This window comes from Flavobacterium aestivum (assembly GCF_026870175.2).
GTDB lineage: Bacteria > Bacteroidota > Bacteroidia > Flavobacteriales > Flavobacteriaceae > Flavobacterium > Flavobacterium aestivum.
Map to the genome: position 1 here is coordinate 3,423,143 of NZ_CP113977.2, position 17,384 is coordinate 3,440,526.

The window sequence follows — 17,384 nt, forward strand, 5'->3', positions numbered from 1 at the left end:
TATATTTTACATTATTTAATCACAGATTTAAAAGATTAAAATGATTTTTTAATCTTTTAAATCTGTGAGTATTTTTTAAGTTTGAATCTTTTAAAATTGATTACTATCTCTTTCACAGTTACTACTAGTATTTGTAATCGTACCTGGATCCTCAGTTCCTGGACTACCGCCTCCATTAATCAGATTCATTTTTTTAAATTTTACTACTTCGAATTTTTTTAGATCAAATTTTTTGATTGTTTTTTTGTCTTTGTTAGTTTTCATAATTTTAAGTTTTTTATTAGTTTTTAGTATTGACAAATTTATTGACTTCTTTTTTTGAGGATAAAAAAAACTGTATTTTGCTTGTCGGAATTCGGGAATTTCGATTTTTTAAGAATGCAATTATTTGACAATGTTATATTTGTGTTTTTTTGGATTTTTCTAGTTCTTTAATAAAGTAAGTTGGTTTTATGCCTGTTTTTTTGTGGAAAGCTGCTGAAAAGGATTCGGCACTATTAAAACCAAACTCCAATGCCAATGCTTGAATAGTATAATTTCTCAATTTATTGTTTTGTTGCAATTGTACAATTGCAAATTCTACTCTTAAATCGTTGATGTATTGAATAAAGGTTTTACCTTTATATGTATTCACTATTTTAGAAATGTATTTGCTATTTGTTTCAAAAGTATTGGAGAGGATTTGTACCGTAATATTAGGTTGTAAAAACTCTTTTTTGGTTTCAAAACGTTTGAGTTTTTCCAGAATTTGATTGATCAATTCTTCGGAAATACCGATATCCTCCTTATTATTAGTTTGAGTTTCGGCTTTATTTTCTTCGTTATCAGTATTTATAAAATTACTATTGGATAACTTCGTTTGATTCATGATTTTTTCGAATCGGCTTCTGTCTCTTTTTTTTAAATTAAGTTGATAAATTCCAAACCCGCTAACAGATATAGAAATTAAAAGTAAACCGCCAATGCTCCAATATGATTTAGAATTATCTTCTTCTAAAGATTCTATAAGTATTTCTTTTTCCGAAAGTAAGTGAGGAGTATCATATTCTTTTTGCAGTTTTTTTGTTAGCTCTTTATAATTGGTTTGGAGAACACTGTCAATGTACATGTATCTTGTTATGTATTTTAACTGGTTTTCTTTGTCTTTTTTTTCTTTAAAATAAGATATCAAATAAGGATATCCACTTATAAATTCCGGAGTTATTCTTTTTGTTTTGTTATAAATTGAATCTACTCTTATAAAATTTTTAACCGCCATAGTTTTACTTCCTAAACCTTCATAGGTTTTCCCTAAATAGTAATAGGCCGCCAAAGTATTACCTTCATCTTTAAATATAATCATCTTTGGTAATGCTTTGGTAATACTGTCTAATGCAGCTTTGAATTTTTTTTGCAATACTAAGTTTGCTCCTTCATTTAATATGAAAAGAGCATTATATCTGTTATCCTTTGTTAGTTTTGATTCTCGAAAGCCCAATTTATTATAGTAAGTAGCAGAGTCTGTTTGATTGAGTGCTTTAAAAGCATCTGCTAAAGCAAATATTACATCCTGATAGCCATAAGAATACATTTGCGTTCTGATTTCTTTGTCTTTATAATAATTAAAACATTCTCTATATAAATTGAGGGCTTCACGCACTTCTCCTAATTCTTCTGATCGTAAAACAGCAATTGAAAATTTAACTTTATAATAAAAATCTTTATTATTTGTTTGCGCATATTTTTCTGCCAGTATAAAATTATCTATTGCTTGCCTATATTTAAACAGTTTTTTTAATTTATAAGCTTTACTTGAATAGGCATAAGCAGGAAATTTAGAGTCATTCTCCTTTCTTGAAAAGGTAATGCAACTATCTAAATATTTGATTGCTTTATTACCTTCATTCTCTAATGAATATAAAAAGTATCCTCTTGCTTTTTGAATATGATTATTTTCATTTTTTGCTTTAGTTAAATAAGCATTGGCGCATTCCAGTTGTAGTTTTTGGTCTTTCTCATTATCAAAATATAAATTCTTTAATTCATCATAAGTCAGTCGTGAAATCTCCCTTTTTGATGCCTGTCCGAGTATAGCAAACGGAATTAGGAGTATAAAAAGAAATTTATTCCATTGTAAATAGTTCATGTGATTTTGTCTTGTAAATAAATACTGCAAATAAACGCAAATTTCAAATAAAATAATCATTTTCTTATAAATTTAACAATTAAATGATAATCAGGTATTTACACTTTTTCTAATTTCGGAATTCCTGAAATCCGTAACGGAATTCAGGAATCACGACAATCATTGTTTGCTTTTGGTAGGGTATTTCTACTAGTTTTGGAATGTCGTAAATCATAAATATTTAAGATTTTTTTAGAATGATAAAAATTATTTTTTGCCTAACCCTCTTTTGGAGCTCAGTTTTATTTTCACAAGTTAAAATAACTGGTAAAGTTGTTAATGATCAAAACAAGTTTATTGAATATGCAGAAGTTTTGTTAATAAATAAAGACTCTGTTGTCATAAAAAGTGAATTAACTAATGTAAATGGAGAATTTACTATACATATTGAAAAGGGTAGTTATCTTTTAAAAATAAGAAAGTTAGGGTCAGTTTTATGGAAGCAAAAAATGAATCTAGATCAAAGTATTGATTTAGGCATCATTAAAATAATAGAGAAAGAACAAAAGCTAATAGAAGTGGTAGTAATAGGAAGGAAGAAACTTGTAGAAAGAAAAGTGGATCGATTGGTCTTTAATGTTGAGAATTCTTTAGCCGCTAAAGGTGGGGACGCTTTTGATGCATTAAAAGCAACACCTAGTTTAATAGTCCAAGAGAATTCAATATCGATTGTTGGTAAATCAACAATTTCAGTAATGATTGATGATCGTTTGTTGCAACTTTCAGGAGAAGATTTATCTAATATGCTAAAATCCATTTCTGCTGATAATATATCAAAAATAGAAGTTATCACTAACCCTCCTTCAAAATATAGTGCAGAAGGTAATAGTGGTTTAATAAATATTGTATTGAAAAAAGCAAAAAAGGATTTTTTTAATGGGAATGTTAAAACATCATATACCCAAGCAAAATATGGAACTAAAGATTTAGGAGGTGGTGTTAATTATCAAGAAAATAAACTAACCCTTAGTTCAAATTTTTTCATTACCAAAGGTATTGGTGCGCCAATTCAAAAATATGATATTTTTTATCCAAATTATACATGGAATGAGGCATATAATGTGAAAAATTTACGCAATAATGAGAATTTAAGGATTGCTTTGGATTATAAAATTTCATCTAAAACAAGTATTGGTATTGAATATAATGGAATATCTAATACATCTGAAATAAAATCTAAAAATGTCTCCAAGATTATTAATAGATTTTCGAATCAATTGGATTCAATTATTAAAACATCATCAATTAAAAACATTGATAGAAAAACAAATTCTTTAAATTTTCATAGTGTTACCAAACTCGATTCAATGGGGAAATTTTTTTCAATAGATTTCGATTATTTTGACTATGACTATTTTATAAATAACAAATTCAATACTAATACTCTTTTCCCAAATGGAGAGTTAAAACCCAACAGTTCTTTTTTAGCCATTAATAAAGGACAGCAAAATATTGACATTTATTCCTCAAAAGTTGATTTTACACTACCATTAAATTGGGTTAGCATTTCTTTTGGTGGGAAGCTATCTTTTACAAAAAACGATAATGAGATTATATTTTATGATATACTTTCTGATCAATTTATTTTAGATCCAACAAAAAGCAATCGTTTTTTGTATGAAGAAAATAATGGTGCTTTATATGTTTCGGCAAATAAAGAATTATCAAAAAGATGGAATATTCAATTAGGGTTGAGATTAGAAAATACGAGTACAAAAAGTACTTTGATAGATACATATAATGTTTATAAAAATAATTATACGGAATTATTTCCTACATTTTATTTGACTTACAATACTGAAAAAGAAACTACCTTTTCATTAAATTATAGCAGAAGAATTGAAAGACCTTCATATAATCTATTAAATCCATTTCGGATTTATTCTACAGCTACAAATTATACAGAAGGGAATCCTTATTTAACTCCATATTTTAGTAATAATATAGAATTAGCATGTACAAAAGGTAGTTTTTATCATTCTGTTTATTTTAACCATATAAGCAAGGGTATTGATCAAATTACCTTTACGAATGATTCACTTAATTATCAATATACTATCCCCTATAATTTTTTCAAGAATAAAAGACTTGGCGTTTCTGAAAATTACTCTTTTGCAAAAGTTAAAGGCTGGCAAAGTAATAATGGATTAAACATTTTTTATACTCAAACTAAGTCTAGCCTAAAAGAGACACCTCCTATGATTGAAGGTTTGTCAATGTACTTATCAAGTTATAACAATTTTACGCTTAATAAATTAAAAACACTTACTGCTGAGCTAAATTTTATATTTCAATCGGCATCAGTTTCAAATAGTTATAAAACAACAGCATACTATAGGTTTGATACTGGAATTAAACAGGAATTATATAACAGAAAATTACAATTAGTAATTACAATTAGCGACATATTTAAAACGAGTGCTATTATTTTTAGTAACAACATAAACGACATTCGACAAGAAAAATTTGATTATCAAGATACTCAAAAAATTAGATTTTCAGCCATTTATAAATTTGGAAAATCAATTAAAGAGAACAAAAGAGAATTCAGTAATAAAGAAGAGGAAAAAAGAATAAAATAAAGATAAAAGTATTAAAAAAAAGCTTGCAAGCCAGTCCAATAATGACTTTATGACTCAAAAAGAATAGTCTAAAATCTTAAATAAATTATATCATGAAATTTAAATTAAACAACAATGATTTTAAATCATTAGAGAATTCCGTTAGCCTGATTGAAAATCCAGTATTAAAAAAAGCGGCATTAGATGTAGCAAATTCACCATTCGCTGGAGGGGGTGCCCCTGGTTGTTTTGCAAAATGTGATTTCTGTGAAGCTCAATGGGCACAAGCATAAACAATTAATTATAGACCGTCTAAATATATTTAGACGGCTCTATTTTGTGTTATGCATTCAAGTCTTAAAACTAAAAAATAAACATACATGAGAATTAATAAAATTGTAGTAAAAGTGGCAAGCAGATGTAATATAAATTGCTCTTATTGTTATATGTATAATTTAGGTGATTTGTCCTATAAATCACAACCTAGATTTATTGAAGAAAAAACAATTGAGAATTTTTCAAAAAAAATACTCACTCATTTACAAAAAAATAACTTAAATACACTCGGAATTATTATTCACGGTGGAGAGCCTTTATTGATGAAGAAATCAGATTTTGTAAATTTTATAAATCATTTTGATATTATTAAGAAAAATGATATTCAAGTTAGTTTTTCATTACAAACAAATGGTATTCTTTTAGATAATGAATGGTGTGAGATATTTAAAAAGCATAAAGTAAATGTTGGTGTTAGTCTAGATGGTCCAAAAAAGGAAAATGATATATTCAGAGTTGATAAAAAAGGAAAAGGTACTTACGATGAAGTTATAAACGGAATAAATATTTTAAAAAAGAATGATTTTAATACAGGTGTTTTATCTGTAATGAATCTAAATGTAAATCCATACGAATATTACGAACATTTCAAAAGTTTAGAATTAAAATCTGTAGATGTTTTATTATTAGATGTAAATTATGACAATAAAGATTCTATTTTCAATAGTAGTGTAACTCCAGCCGAGTGGTATATTAAAGTTTTTGATAAATGGTATAACGACGAGCAAAAATTTAGAATACGCTTATTTGATATGATAATCAAAGAAATAATAGGTGAGAAAAATGGAATTGATTCCTTGGGAGTAGGAGAAAATCATGTTTTGATATTAGAAACTAATGGAGGTTTAGAAGCCGTTGATGTTTTAAAATCTTGTGGAGATTCGTTTACGAAAAATGGAATAAATATTAATATACATGAAATTGATGAAGTTAGTAAATCCGATTTAATAGACGTTTATTATAATTCTGGCAAATATTTACCAAAAAAATGTCTTGCTTGTCCAGTTCAGGAGATTTGTGGAGGTGGTTATTTACCACATAGATTCAGTTCTAAAAATGGTTTTAATAATCCAACAATATACTGCGACGATCTATTGAGATTGATAACTCATATCCAAAATACTGTTATTGATACTATGCCTGCTGAATTGGTTTCTCAAACAGGGATTTCTAAATTGACTTATGAAGAAGCCTTAAAAATTATTGAGAATACACTACCTACAATTTCAGAGCCTGAATACATCACAAAACTAGAATCTTTTAAAAGAAATGAATCCAAATTATTTGCTGAAACCATAAAATAAATACAAAAAGTATTCAATAAAGATTTGTAGGTTTAATTATGAAATTAAAATTTAAAAAATTTCCTTATGTTCAACAATTAGATAGTGCTGATTGCGGTCTCGCATGTATTAGAATAATAAGTAAATATTATGGGGTTAATATAGCTGTTAGAAATAATATTTTTGCAGAAAGTAATCTTACAAGACAAGGATTATCGCTTTCAGAATTAGGATCAGTTTGTTCAAAAATTGGTTTTGAAAATTTATTTGTTGAACTTGGTTTTGATGAAATTAAAGAGAATGTTATTTTACCAGCTATTTTTTTTTGGAATCAAAATCATTTTGTTGTTGTATATAAATTGACAAAAAATAAGATTTATGTTAGTGATCCTGGAATTGGTCGATTGATTTATACAAAACAACAATTTTTAGATGGTTGGAAAGAGAATAGAGAGAAAGGAATTATTTTAATATTAAAACCTACAAAAGAATTATTTCAACATCATAAAATTGAAAAAAATAGAAAAAAAGAAAGTTTTAGTCATGTTTTGCAAAACTTAATGAGTTATAAACAACAAATTTATTTGTTGGCAATTATTCTTTTATTATCATCTATTATTGAATTTCTCTTTCCATTTTTTACACAAAAAATCATAGATAAAGGAGTAATATTTAAAAATCTTACTTTTTTATATCTAATTTTAACAGGGCAAATAGTTTTATTTATTAGTAAAATAGTTAATGAGTTTTATAGATCTTGGCTATTTATAAATATTAGTTCAAGAATAAGTTTGAGTTTAGTGTCAAGTTTTTTGATGAAATTAATGGATCTACCAATTAGATTTTTTTATTCAAAAACTATTGGTGATTTACTTGAGCGAATTGAAGATCATAAAAGAATTGAGAGATTTTTGACTGAAGATTTATTGAAAAGTATATTCGCTTTTTTTAGTTTAATTGTTTTTAGTTCTATTCTTTTCTATTTCAGTTTACCTGTTTTTTTTATATTCATTATAGGAAATACTCTCCAACTGACGTGGGTTTTTAGCTTCTTAGAACGAATCAAGGTTCTTGATAAGATTAAATTTAAATTAGTTGGCAAAGAACAAAGCAAAAACATTGAATTGTTAACAGGAATGCAAGAAATTAAACTTAACAATTTAGAGAATCAAAAGAAAAAGGAATGGGAAAATATACAATTAGAGCTTTTTAATAATAATATTAAAAACCTTCGATTAAATCAACGCTATGAAAGTTATCGATTTATATCTTTTTTAACTTCAATTTTAATAACATTTATTTCTGCACTTTCAGTAATAAAAGGTAATTTATCGGTTGGAACAATGATGTCAATTATTTTTGTTATAGGCGCAGTAAACGTTCCTGTTACTCAATTAATAAATTGTATTTTAAATTTTCAATTACTGATGGTTAGCGTAAATCGATTGGATGAAATTAGTGGCATCTCTGAAGAATCTAATGGCGAGAAAAAAAGTAGTTTTTTTAATAATGGTAACATCGAATTGATTGATCTGTCTTTTTCATACAACGGTGTTACAAATGTTTTAAACAATATAAATCTTAAAATCACAGAAGGAACTACTACTGCAATTGTAGGATTAAGTGGTAGTGGTAAAACAACTTTAATTAAATTACTTTTAAAATTTTATAGTCCACAAAAAGGAATAATTAATTTGAATGAAAGAAGTATAGAAGAGATTGATGATAAAACTTGGCGCAGTAGATGTGGAGTTATTTTTCAGGATAGTTTTATCTTTTCTAATTCGATTGCCTTTAATATTACCTTAAGTGATGATTATGATATTAATAAATTACTCATAGCAGTTCATAATGCAAATATAAAATCATTTATAGAAGAATTACCTATGAAATATGAAACAATGATTGGTCAAGAAGGTATCGGAATTAGTCAAGGACAAAAACAACGAATATTAATTGCAAGAGCTATTTACAAAAATCCAGATTATCTCTTTTTCGATGAAGCTACAAATTCATTAGATGCTGAAAATGAAAAAATTATTGTTAATAATATAGAAAAATATTTTAAAGGAAAAACATTACTTGTGGTTGCACATCGTTTAAGTACAGTGATAAACGCTGACCAAATTATTGTATTAGAAAAAGCTAACATTGTTGAAAGAGGCACACATAACGAATTAATTAATTTAAAAGGAAAATATTTCAATTTAATAAAAAATCAGTTAGAGTTAGGAAATTAAAGTAAGTAAAAATGAAGACTACATTATTCGGAGAAATACCTAAAAAATTATACTACATTGGTGTTTTAATTTCATTGTTCAATATAGTATCTATTTATTTTGTTACAAGATTGTTGTTTTATTAATTTCAATAATATTCATCATGAATTATAATGCTTCTTACTTAAAATTAATCTTTTTAATTTTTTTACTATTTTTTTTGGGATGTAAAACCAAAACTAATCAAATAGTTAACCATCAACGAGAAGGAAAATGGATTACTGTCGACACACTTGATTATGTTTATATTACTAAAGGAAAATATAAAAAAGGAAAAGAAAAAGGAACTTGGAAATATTTATATAATGGGAAGGTCGTTCGTAAAGAAAGATATAAAAATGGAATATGTCATGCCTATTTTTACTACCCAAACGGAAAAATAATGAAACGTGGATATACTAAATTAGATAGTAATGATACAGTAAATCATTGGTATTATTATGGTAAATGGTATTGTTATAATAAAAATGGAATTTTGACTACTATAAAAACTTATGAAAAAGGAAAAATAATAGATAGTTTAATTGTTAGAAATGCAAGTCGTATTAAGCCTCTATAATTTATATGCCCGAGATTAAAAGACTATATTTATATAGCAACGATAAATTAATTCTTTAAATTTTTACTGAAAAATAAACTTCTTTTCAGACACTATAAATATCTTCAAAAATCTTATTGCCAAAAACAAAACTAAGAACATTTGGATCAACTTAGTGATGGTTTTACGAGTATTGCTTTTTTTAGCACTATAGTCCATCATTACAGTATACATTAGCGATCAAACTCGTGGGATGGTACAAAGTACCACAAATAATACACCATTCACGAGTTTTGTTAATGTGAAAGTGATATGAAATGATTAAAAAGAGCTGTTGAAATTTTTAGCGACAGTCTTTATCCATTATTAAATTTCAAAAATAATTTTCGTTTGTATGGATATAATTAGACATAGATTACTAAAGATTAATTCTTATTTGAGGAGTATTAGCAAGATAAAGCTTATTTTGCTTGCGGTTTTAGTCAATACATTAATTTCGTTTTCGCTTGGATTTGTGGCAGATTATTTTTTTAATGAAGAAATAACAAAGGGGTCTAAGGATTTAGGCTCTTTTTCTAACGCCTTTTATGTAGCTGTCCTAAGGGCACCGATAGTTGAAACTGTATTATTTCAGTTTGCAATTATTGAAATCATAAAAAAGAAATATAATTCTTTTAGCTGTTGTTGTATTTCTGCTTTCTTTTTTGGGTTATTTCATGACTACAATTTCTTTTATTTTTTGTTTGGCATTTTCTCTGGATTAGTGTTTGCATATGTCTATATTATCGAAAAAGATATCAAAAAAGGTATTTTATATACAACTCTAGCACATATGGCATACAACACTGTAATAATATCTTTAAAATATCTAATTTAAATACCATTTTGAATCCGTTGAATTTTATATATAATGAATGTTAATGCTAAATTTAAATTATGAAAATTGAAAAAAAATTAATTGATAAGAGTATTTTTGTAAGAATAATAATTTCGGCTATTATTTTATGGGCTTTTTTATACTTTTTTGGATTGGTTATTGGTGAAGCATTTTATAATTATTCACATTAAAGATTAGTTCATAGATCTATAGACCTATGTAGTTCACACATACCGAAATTAAAATCAATAATTAGAGCAAACCATCCGTACTCAATAGCCTTGTCACTACACACCATAACACTTGCTACAGAAATTTGAAGATTAAGCTTCATTTAGAGATTGGTTTATATTTGTGAGAATTTGGTTAAGCCGAAAAATAATTCTAATTTAGTTACAAACCCGCTGTAGTACCAGAACTTTGATAGTAATGTTACCGAAAAACCGCGAAAACCGAGAACTTAAAAAAAAAAAAAAATGGGAAAAAAAATATTTATATCATATAGTTGGGGAAACAAAGAACACCAAGATTGGATTGTAAATCTTGGAACTAGATTAATGAGCGATACGGTTGATGTTGTACTTGACAGATGGAGCTTAAAAGATGGTCACGACATATTTAGTTTTATGGAAGAAATGGTTAACTCCGAAGAAATTTTCAGAGTTTTAATTATCTCAAATTCTAAATATCAAGAAAAAGCGGATGAAAGAGAAGGAGGTGTTGGGACAGAAACACAAATTATTACACCAAAAATATACTCAAATCAGAAGCAAGATAAATTTATTCCAATTGTTTTAGAACGAGATGAAAATGGCAATCCTTGTTTGCCAATTTACTTATCAAGTAGAAAATATATTGATTTTTCAAGAGAAGAAAACTTTGAAGATAGTTATGAAGAATTACTCCGAAATATTTTAGAAACGCCTTCAATTCCTAAACCGAAATTAGGAATTAATGCGCCAGTTTACATAACTGAAAATAAAATTAATTTATCTGAAATAAATTCCAAAATAAGAACTATTGAAAATCAAATCAAACGAAATCCAAAAATAAATCCAAAATATACTGTTGATTTTATCGAAGCTTTTTTAGAAAATCTATGGGAATTTCAACCTGATGAAGTCCCAAGAGATATAAATAGTTTTGGTGAAAAATTAGTTGAAACGCTAAAAGCATATAAACCATTACGAGAAGATTTTATAAAATTTATTGAATTAATAACAAGTATAGAAGTTGAAATTGATACGGATATAATAATTGAATTTTTTGAAAATGCTCCAATTTATGAAAAACCAAGAGAAGATATAAACAGTTGGAACCCAGCAAAATTTGATGTTTTCAAAATAATTTTTCAAGAATTATTTATATATGTTATTGCAGTCAGTCTTAAAAATAGAAATTATAATTTAACTTCTGATTTACTAAATTCAAAATATTATACAAAAGACGCATATTCAAGAACACAAGAACCAAAGAAGTTTTCATTTTTATATAACTATCACCAAAATTTGGAAACATATATGAATAGTGTTTACAAAAAAATAACTGGGTTTGGTGATTATATAGTAACGAATTTATCTGAACAGGTTTCAAAAGAAAATATCATACTTGCAGACACTCTTTGTTATGTAATAAGTTATCTACATTGTGAAAATATTTATGAAACTTGGTTTCCGAATTCTCATTTATATAATCAACAAAATAAATTTACTTTTTTTGAGAAAATATCTTCAAAAAAGCATTTTGAAAAAGTAAAAGTAATTTTTGATGTTGAAGATGAAAATGAACTTAAAGAAAGATTATTAAAACTAAAAAGCAGTTCGTCAGAAAGAATTAGGTATGGGAATAGAGGATTTGAATATATTCCATTCGTGTATGAAATTATCAACCCTGAAACAATTGCAACATATAGATAATACTACTTGCTAACAACCGTTTGGCAAGATTGCGAATTTGCGATATAAATCGTGTTCAAGCAAAAGAGCTCGATTTCTTAAAAGAAGTAATTTTTAATCGAGGAGCAATATTAGCATAATTTGGATATTAATTTAGACTATAAACAACCAAACTGCCAACTGCTTCTACAAAATTATATATCAGTAACTATAAAAAAAGAGAGTTGAAGTCTCTTTTTTTGATTTAGAATATTATTTATAAAAGCCTATTTCCCCTTTAATAATTTTTCCAAATATTCTACTTTGTCTTTTTCGGCTTGTAGTAATCTTTCGTAAAGTTTTTCTTTTTCTTGATAAACATCTATCAATTTATCAAATACATTAAAAGTACAACCATAATTAAATGAAGAAGCATTATCGTGATTATTAACTGTATTTCCTATAATATTTAGAACGGCTTCTTCTGAAAAATTCTTTATTGCTTCTACGCTTACTCCCAGCGCCTTTGCTACTTCCATAAGTTTTTCATCTTCTATATTTTCGCTATTCTCCATAGCAGATATTGTCTGTTGGTTTGTTCCTAAAGCTTGTGCTAAAGCTTCTTGCTTCATGTCTCGGAGTTCTCGAATACGGCTTATTTTACGCCCTATATGATTTGGTTTTGTAAATGTAGTCATAGCTCAAAGGTAATAATTATGAATAAAAAAATAAACAATATGTAAAATACATATTTAATACCGTACGACACAGATAAAAATGATTCGGTACAATACTTAATCTTGTTTACTTGCATGTAATAAACAAAAATACAATTTAAAAATAATGTTTAATATGTAAAAGTAAAAAATATGAATTGGCTTACATAATCAAGTTTGAACAAGCAACAATAAGTAATAAACTAAAGCATCTTGAAAAAAATAAATAGTAATCTCATTAAAATAAATAACAATGGAAAGCAATACAATTAAAATTACACAAGACTTAGAAGAATTAGCTACCCAGCTTTTTACAACATTAGCCCCAAACAAACTTGAAAAGGGTTTGTATACTGCATCCTTTAGCGTTTGCGATTATAGTCACTTAATGTTTATTATCACTGACCTTATGAAGCTTTGTGTATCTGCCATTGAGGATGAATCCGAGTTCGGTTCATACTCAAAAATCAATATTGCACAAATACTGAAAATAGTAATTGAGTTACTCCCCACCGATGAAGCTGCATTTTTAGACAAGTCACGAGAAATATTTTCAAAAATGAACAGAAATGATGTCTCAGGAAATCAAAATCTCTAAGGAACAATTATTAATTTAATACACAAAATACCGTAAAAAATTATCAAATACACTAAAAGCACAACCATAAATTTGTACCATATTTGTACCTCATAACCTCAAACCCCTTTAAAATCAATAGTTCATTATTTCTGTATCGGCAAATAATTAACATAATTTTAACATATTTACTTAATTTTATGTTAAATTTAAAACCGAAAATCCTACTTTTTTCACTTAAAAACCCACTTTTTGTACCAGAATTGTACCTCAGAACACAAAAATTGAATTTTGTGCTTTCTTGGGGCAAATAACGACACTTAAATCCTCTTAAATCTACTTAAAATCATCAAATTTATAGATAAACTGACCATTTTACTTTGTTTTATTTTGTTTTATTTGGTTCAAAATAGTACCGCGCTTTATTTAAAACCTGTGAGCTGTTGTAAATACTGGTTTGCTAATTTCTTTCACAGAAATTAGCATTTTTTTAAACTACTTAAATAAACCAAGAAACATAATTATTGGAATTGAAAGCCTTATATTTACTGGAGTAATTAAAAATTTAGTCCTGGAAAATACACCAAGAATAATTTCTCTCCAAATCAAAATGTGTTATCTAAGCTTTCTTAACTACTTTTCAGTCCTATAATTCCAACTAATAAAATTGGAAAATGAGCTCGAATATTTCAGTATATAGAATATGTGGATTTTGTGGTTCCGAATTCCTTGCAAAGAAAACCACGACAAAATATTGCTCTTTAAAATGTGCAAGCAAAGATTATAAACGAAGGTTGAAAAATCAGAAAATTGAAAGCTCCAACCTTCAAACAATCAAAATAATAAATCAGCCGCTTATTGATCTTAAAGACAAAGAATTTTTAACTGTAAAACAACTTGCATTGCTTCTAGATTTTTCAGTTAAAACAGTCTATCGTTTGATTAATACCAAAAGAATAAATGCCTATAACTTTTCAGAAAGGAAAACTTTAATCAGACGGTGTGATATTGATACTTTATTTGAAAAACCACAAATTGGCTTTGAAGTAGTTTTAAGACCAACAGAACAAAGAAAACAGGCTGAAATTAAAGATTGTTATACTATCTCTGAAATACAACAGAAATTTAATATTTCAAGTGGGGCTTTATACAATCTTATAAAACGTAATAACATAAATAAATTTTCGAAGGGAAAGTTTACTTATGTTGCTAAAAAGGATATTGAAGGTTTTTTGAAGTAATTTTATTAACAGAATAAAAAAAGGAAGCTATCCTCATTTTTTCTTTAGTAAAATAATGAAATATCATGAATGTAATTTAATTAGCCTTTTAAACTATTTATCACTGCTGTTTCAAGTTCATCAATTAATTTGGATTTACTTAAAAGAAATTCGTAATCAATACTACATCTAAAATCAGCGTTCAGCATCAAAAGCTTAGCTTCTTTGGCTCTACTTGTACTTTCAATTACTTTTTTATGATCTTCATAAACTGATTCTAGAAAAAGTCCAGGAACTGGAATAAATTTTAAGTTTTTTAAAATATACTCTTCATCCATATCCTTAATATCTTTTGTACGTTCAATTAGAGCAATACAATAATGTTCTTTAAATTTAGGATCTACAGCTCTCTCTAATTGTGACATTGCAAGTTTAACTGCATCAATGTTTCCATGCTTGACCGATTTCATTTCAATAAAAAAAGACTGACCAGTCGAATTAGTAATTCTAAAATCATAAGATCCTCCTCCAGCATACACAAAATTTACAACATCTAAATTTGCTTTTTCGACAATAAACCCTAAATATGTTTTTTCAAAGACAGCTTTAAATAATTTTTCAACATCGCTGCCAATTTTTGACTTTGTATCAAAATCTCGTTTTTTTTCTCCTTCTTCACGTGCAATATCCATTAAGTGTGAAGGTATTTTATTAGGAAACAATTCTACCAGCTCTTTAAGCTGTGTTAGATTTGCGCCGTATTCTATTATGCTGATTATTTTCTTTACCTCAGAAATACTATCTACAACTTTGTTTAATTCTGCTTCAGTAACATCGGATTCTGCAAGTCTAAGTAATGAATCTTGTTTCCCACTGTTACGAATTGTAATTGCTTTTACCCTTTCTTCTTCATTAAAACTTTCCATAAAGAAGTTGGAATATGAACCATGAAATGTTGGAAAGTAAACTGGAAGTTCTTTCCAATCAGGGAATCCTTTCCCTTTAAGCCATTTAAGTAAAATCCTTAATCCATCTAATTCGTTTTGTGATAATTTAGAATTGCCATCTAATCGTACCCGGAAAATATCATCTATTTCTTTTGCAAGAGAATCCCATCTTTTAAATTTATTTAGAGGTAATAGATCAATGACCTCTTCATTTATTACATCATTTAAAAGCTTATTTCGATAATTCTCATTTTTCATTTTATTAAAAACCTCAATCAAATCATCATCAACTCCATTATCTGTATAAATTTCTGCATCTCTGTTTACAAATGTACCTTCTTCTGATTTACAAGGAATTATTTGATGTTTTGTAAGCAGGCCATTATCATTTTCCATTACATACTTTATAAAAACAGCGAGCCATTTAGTTGTATCTTGTTCATTTTTCTTAAGCAGTTTTGAAAGCTGGACTAAATTTTTAGTATCTTCTACTATTTTTACAGCTGCATCTAATCTAAATGGAACTTGTTTAAATATTGTGAAATCTATATTTTTCAGCCATTTTAAATATTCAACTCTGCCGGGTACCTTCCCTACTATTAAATCACAAACCGTATCATAAAAATCTAAATCTTTTGATTCTGATTTATTTTCTGGAATAAAAGGAAGTTTTAGTTCAGAGTATGCAATACTTTCTCCACTACAATTAACAAACTTTACCTGATCGAGTACGATTTTAAAGTCTCTTTCAATATTCTGCTGAAACCACATAGAATCATTTGAAAGTGCTTTTATCCTATCGCTCTTTAATTTAACCAAATTATATAAATTTCCAACTCCATCTTTTGACAATGTTTCAAGCAACTTTTGATACGCTTTAACTCCATTTGATAAATTATTTCTATTTTCAATGTCATTATTTGAAATGTTTATTCCATTTCTTTCTATTTCCGGTTTAAATTTTTGTGAATTTATTGAAACTGGAAAAGGAAATTTTTCTGAACCAATCATGGGAAGATATAAAAAGAGTACAGCGATATTTTCCGGATATTCCACAACAAGATTATCTTTTATTTCTACAGCAACTGTAACATCATCTTGGACAGCATACTTAACTTTTATATCTGGTTGGGCTACTGAATTTATTTTATAACCAATTTCACACAATCCAGACTGATCATTCCTACTTTTTTGATAAAAATAGCTTTCTTTTAAGCTACCGTCATTTTGAATAAACTTAACCGATTTAAGTTTTGGTAGAAAAGTAAAAACTAATGGTAAAATCTTAACAGCATATTCAATACCTGATTTTGCAACTTCTTTGGGAGTTAGATTAGATAATCCTTTAGTTAAATCATAAGTGAATTTTGTTTCAAAAGATCCGGGCAAGTGCTCAGATGATATATAATTACTTTTAAACTGGCTTTCTGAAGTTTGAATTGAATCTATCAATTTAGTTTTAGAATTATATAGATTTCTGTCTAAGTCAAATTCAAAACTGTAATATACATTTTCTCTGTATTTATCTTTGACCAGACCCTCAACTGTAATTAAAGCAGAAAGAGCATGTGTTGATATGAAACCACTCCCAAAACGCCCAATATAATCATCATCAATATCAGTGTCATCTTTATCTGAATCCGGTGTTATTAAATTTTCAACATCTACAAGTTTAAAGGGCTGGCCATTATGTCGAAATACTAAAGTATTTTCTTTATACTCTAATTCAATATCAACTTCAGAATTAAAATCACTTGCATTTTGAATTAATTCCCAAAACCATCTATACTGAAGAGATTCTATTTTACTAGGTATAGGTTCTAATTTTTCCATCAATCTTTTGGCTGGAATACTTAACTTTTTTTCAATTTCAGTTTCCTCGATTTGGTCATCAAATGATTTAAATTCTACATCTAAAACTTTATCTTCTTTCATTCTTTTATAAATTATTGCTTTTACTTATATTATAAGGAAACTACTTTTCTGGATATATTAAATAAAAAATAGAAACA

At 27.1% G+C, this 17,384-nt stretch carries 13 protein-coding genes; 9 read left to right on the forward strand and 4 right to left on the reverse strand.

The genetic code is table 11. The annotated features are described in order from the left end of the window. Positions 1 to 90 precede the first annotated feature (90 nt). Positions 91 to 264 (reverse strand): hypothetical protein, encoded by a 174-nt coding sequence (locus OZP08_RS14745; protein ID WP_268846853.1) that lies wholly within the window; start codon positions 262 to 264, stop codon positions 91 to 93. A gap of 133 nt (positions 265 to 397) precedes the next feature. Then, positions 398 to 2,125, reverse strand: a complete 1,728-nt coding sequence (locus OZP08_RS14750) for a helix-turn-helix domain-containing protein (RefSeq protein ID WP_281322201.1) — start codon at positions 2,123 to 2,125, stop codon at positions 398 to 400. A 236-nt stretch (positions 2,126 to 2,361) separates the two neighbouring features. On the opposite strand from OZP08_RS14750, the gene OZP08_RS14755 reads away from it, so the two are divergent. From OZP08_RS14755 to OZP08_RS14785, 7 genes are all read left to right on the forward strand, one after another. Next, positions 2,362 to 4,746 (forward strand): TonB-dependent receptor domain-containing protein, encoded by a 2,385-nt coding sequence (locus tag OZP08_RS14755; protein ID WP_281322202.1) that lies wholly within the window; start codon positions 2,362 to 2,364, stop codon positions 4,744 to 4,746. Positions 4,747 to 4,838: 92 nt separating this feature from the next. Next, positions 4,839 to 5,018, forward strand: a complete 180-nt coding sequence (locus tag OZP08_RS14760) for a hypothetical protein (RefSeq protein WP_281322203.1) — start codon at positions 4,839 to 4,841, stop codon at positions 5,016 to 5,018. Positions 5,019 to 5,105: 87 nt separating this feature from the next. Next, the gene (locus tag OZP08_RS14765; protein WP_281322204.1) at positions 5,106 to 6,365 is read left to right on the forward strand and encodes a radical SAM protein; all 1,260 of its coding nucleotides are present in this window, start codon (positions 5,106 to 5,108) and stop codon (positions 6,363 to 6,365) included. Between the two features lie 38 nt (positions 6,366 to 6,403). Then, positions 6,404 to 8,584: a peptidase domain-containing ABC transporter gene (locus OZP08_RS14770; RefSeq protein WP_281322205.1), complete on the forward strand. Its 2,181-nt coding sequence runs from the start codon at positions 6,404 to 6,406 to the stop codon at positions 8,582 to 8,584. A gap of 142 nt (positions 8,585 to 8,726) precedes the next feature. Further along, positions 8,727 to 9,182: a hypothetical protein gene (locus OZP08_RS14775; RefSeq protein ID WP_281322206.1), complete on the forward strand. Its 456-nt coding sequence runs from the start codon at positions 8,727 to 8,729 to the stop codon at positions 9,180 to 9,182. A gap of 373 nt (positions 9,183 to 9,555) precedes the next feature. Beyond that, a complete protein-coding gene (locus OZP08_RS14780) occupies positions 9,556 to 10,038 on the forward strand; it encodes a CPBP family intramembrane glutamic endopeptidase (RefSeq protein WP_281322207.1) in 483 nt (160 codons plus the stop codon). Between the two features lie 476 nt (positions 10,039 to 10,514). Then, positions 10,515 to 11,954 carry a toll/interleukin-1 receptor domain-containing protein gene (locus OZP08_RS14785; protein ID WP_281322208.1) on the forward strand — a complete coding sequence of 480 codons (1,440 nt, stop codon included), beginning with the start codon at positions 10,515 to 10,517 and terminating at the stop codon, positions 11,952 to 11,954. A 245-nt stretch (positions 11,955 to 12,199) separates the two neighbouring features. Here the strand turns inward: OZP08_RS14785 and OZP08_RS14790 are convergent, their stop codons facing one another. Next, positions 12,200 to 12,610, reverse strand: a complete 411-nt coding sequence (locus tag OZP08_RS14790) for a helix-turn-helix domain-containing protein (RefSeq protein ID WP_268846867.1) — start codon at positions 12,608 to 12,610, stop codon at positions 12,200 to 12,202. Between the two features lie 271 nt (positions 12,611 to 12,881). On the opposite strand from OZP08_RS14790, the gene OZP08_RS14795 reads away from it, so the two are divergent. Both OZP08_RS14795 and OZP08_RS14800 read left to right on the forward strand, forming a co-directional pair. Beyond that, the gene (locus OZP08_RS14795) at positions 12,882 to 13,226 is read left to right on the forward strand and encodes a hypothetical protein (RefSeq protein ID WP_268846868.1); all 345 of its coding nucleotides are present in this window, start codon (positions 12,882 to 12,884) and stop codon (positions 13,224 to 13,226) included. A gap of 653 nt (positions 13,227 to 13,879) precedes the next feature. Then, positions 13,880 to 14,446, forward strand: coding sequence for a helix-turn-helix domain-containing protein (locus OZP08_RS14800; protein WP_268846869.1), 567 nt, complete (start codon positions 13,880 to 13,882; stop codon positions 14,444 to 14,446). Between the two features lie 80 nt (positions 14,447 to 14,526). Here the strand turns inward: OZP08_RS14800 and OZP08_RS14805 are convergent, their stop codons facing one another. Next, positions 14,527 to 17,307, reverse strand: a complete 2,781-nt coding sequence (locus OZP08_RS14805; protein WP_281322209.1) for a sacsin N-terminal ATP-binding-like domain-containing protein — start codon at positions 17,305 to 17,307, stop codon at positions 14,527 to 14,529. Between the last annotated feature and the right edge of the window lie 77 nt (positions 17,308 to 17,384).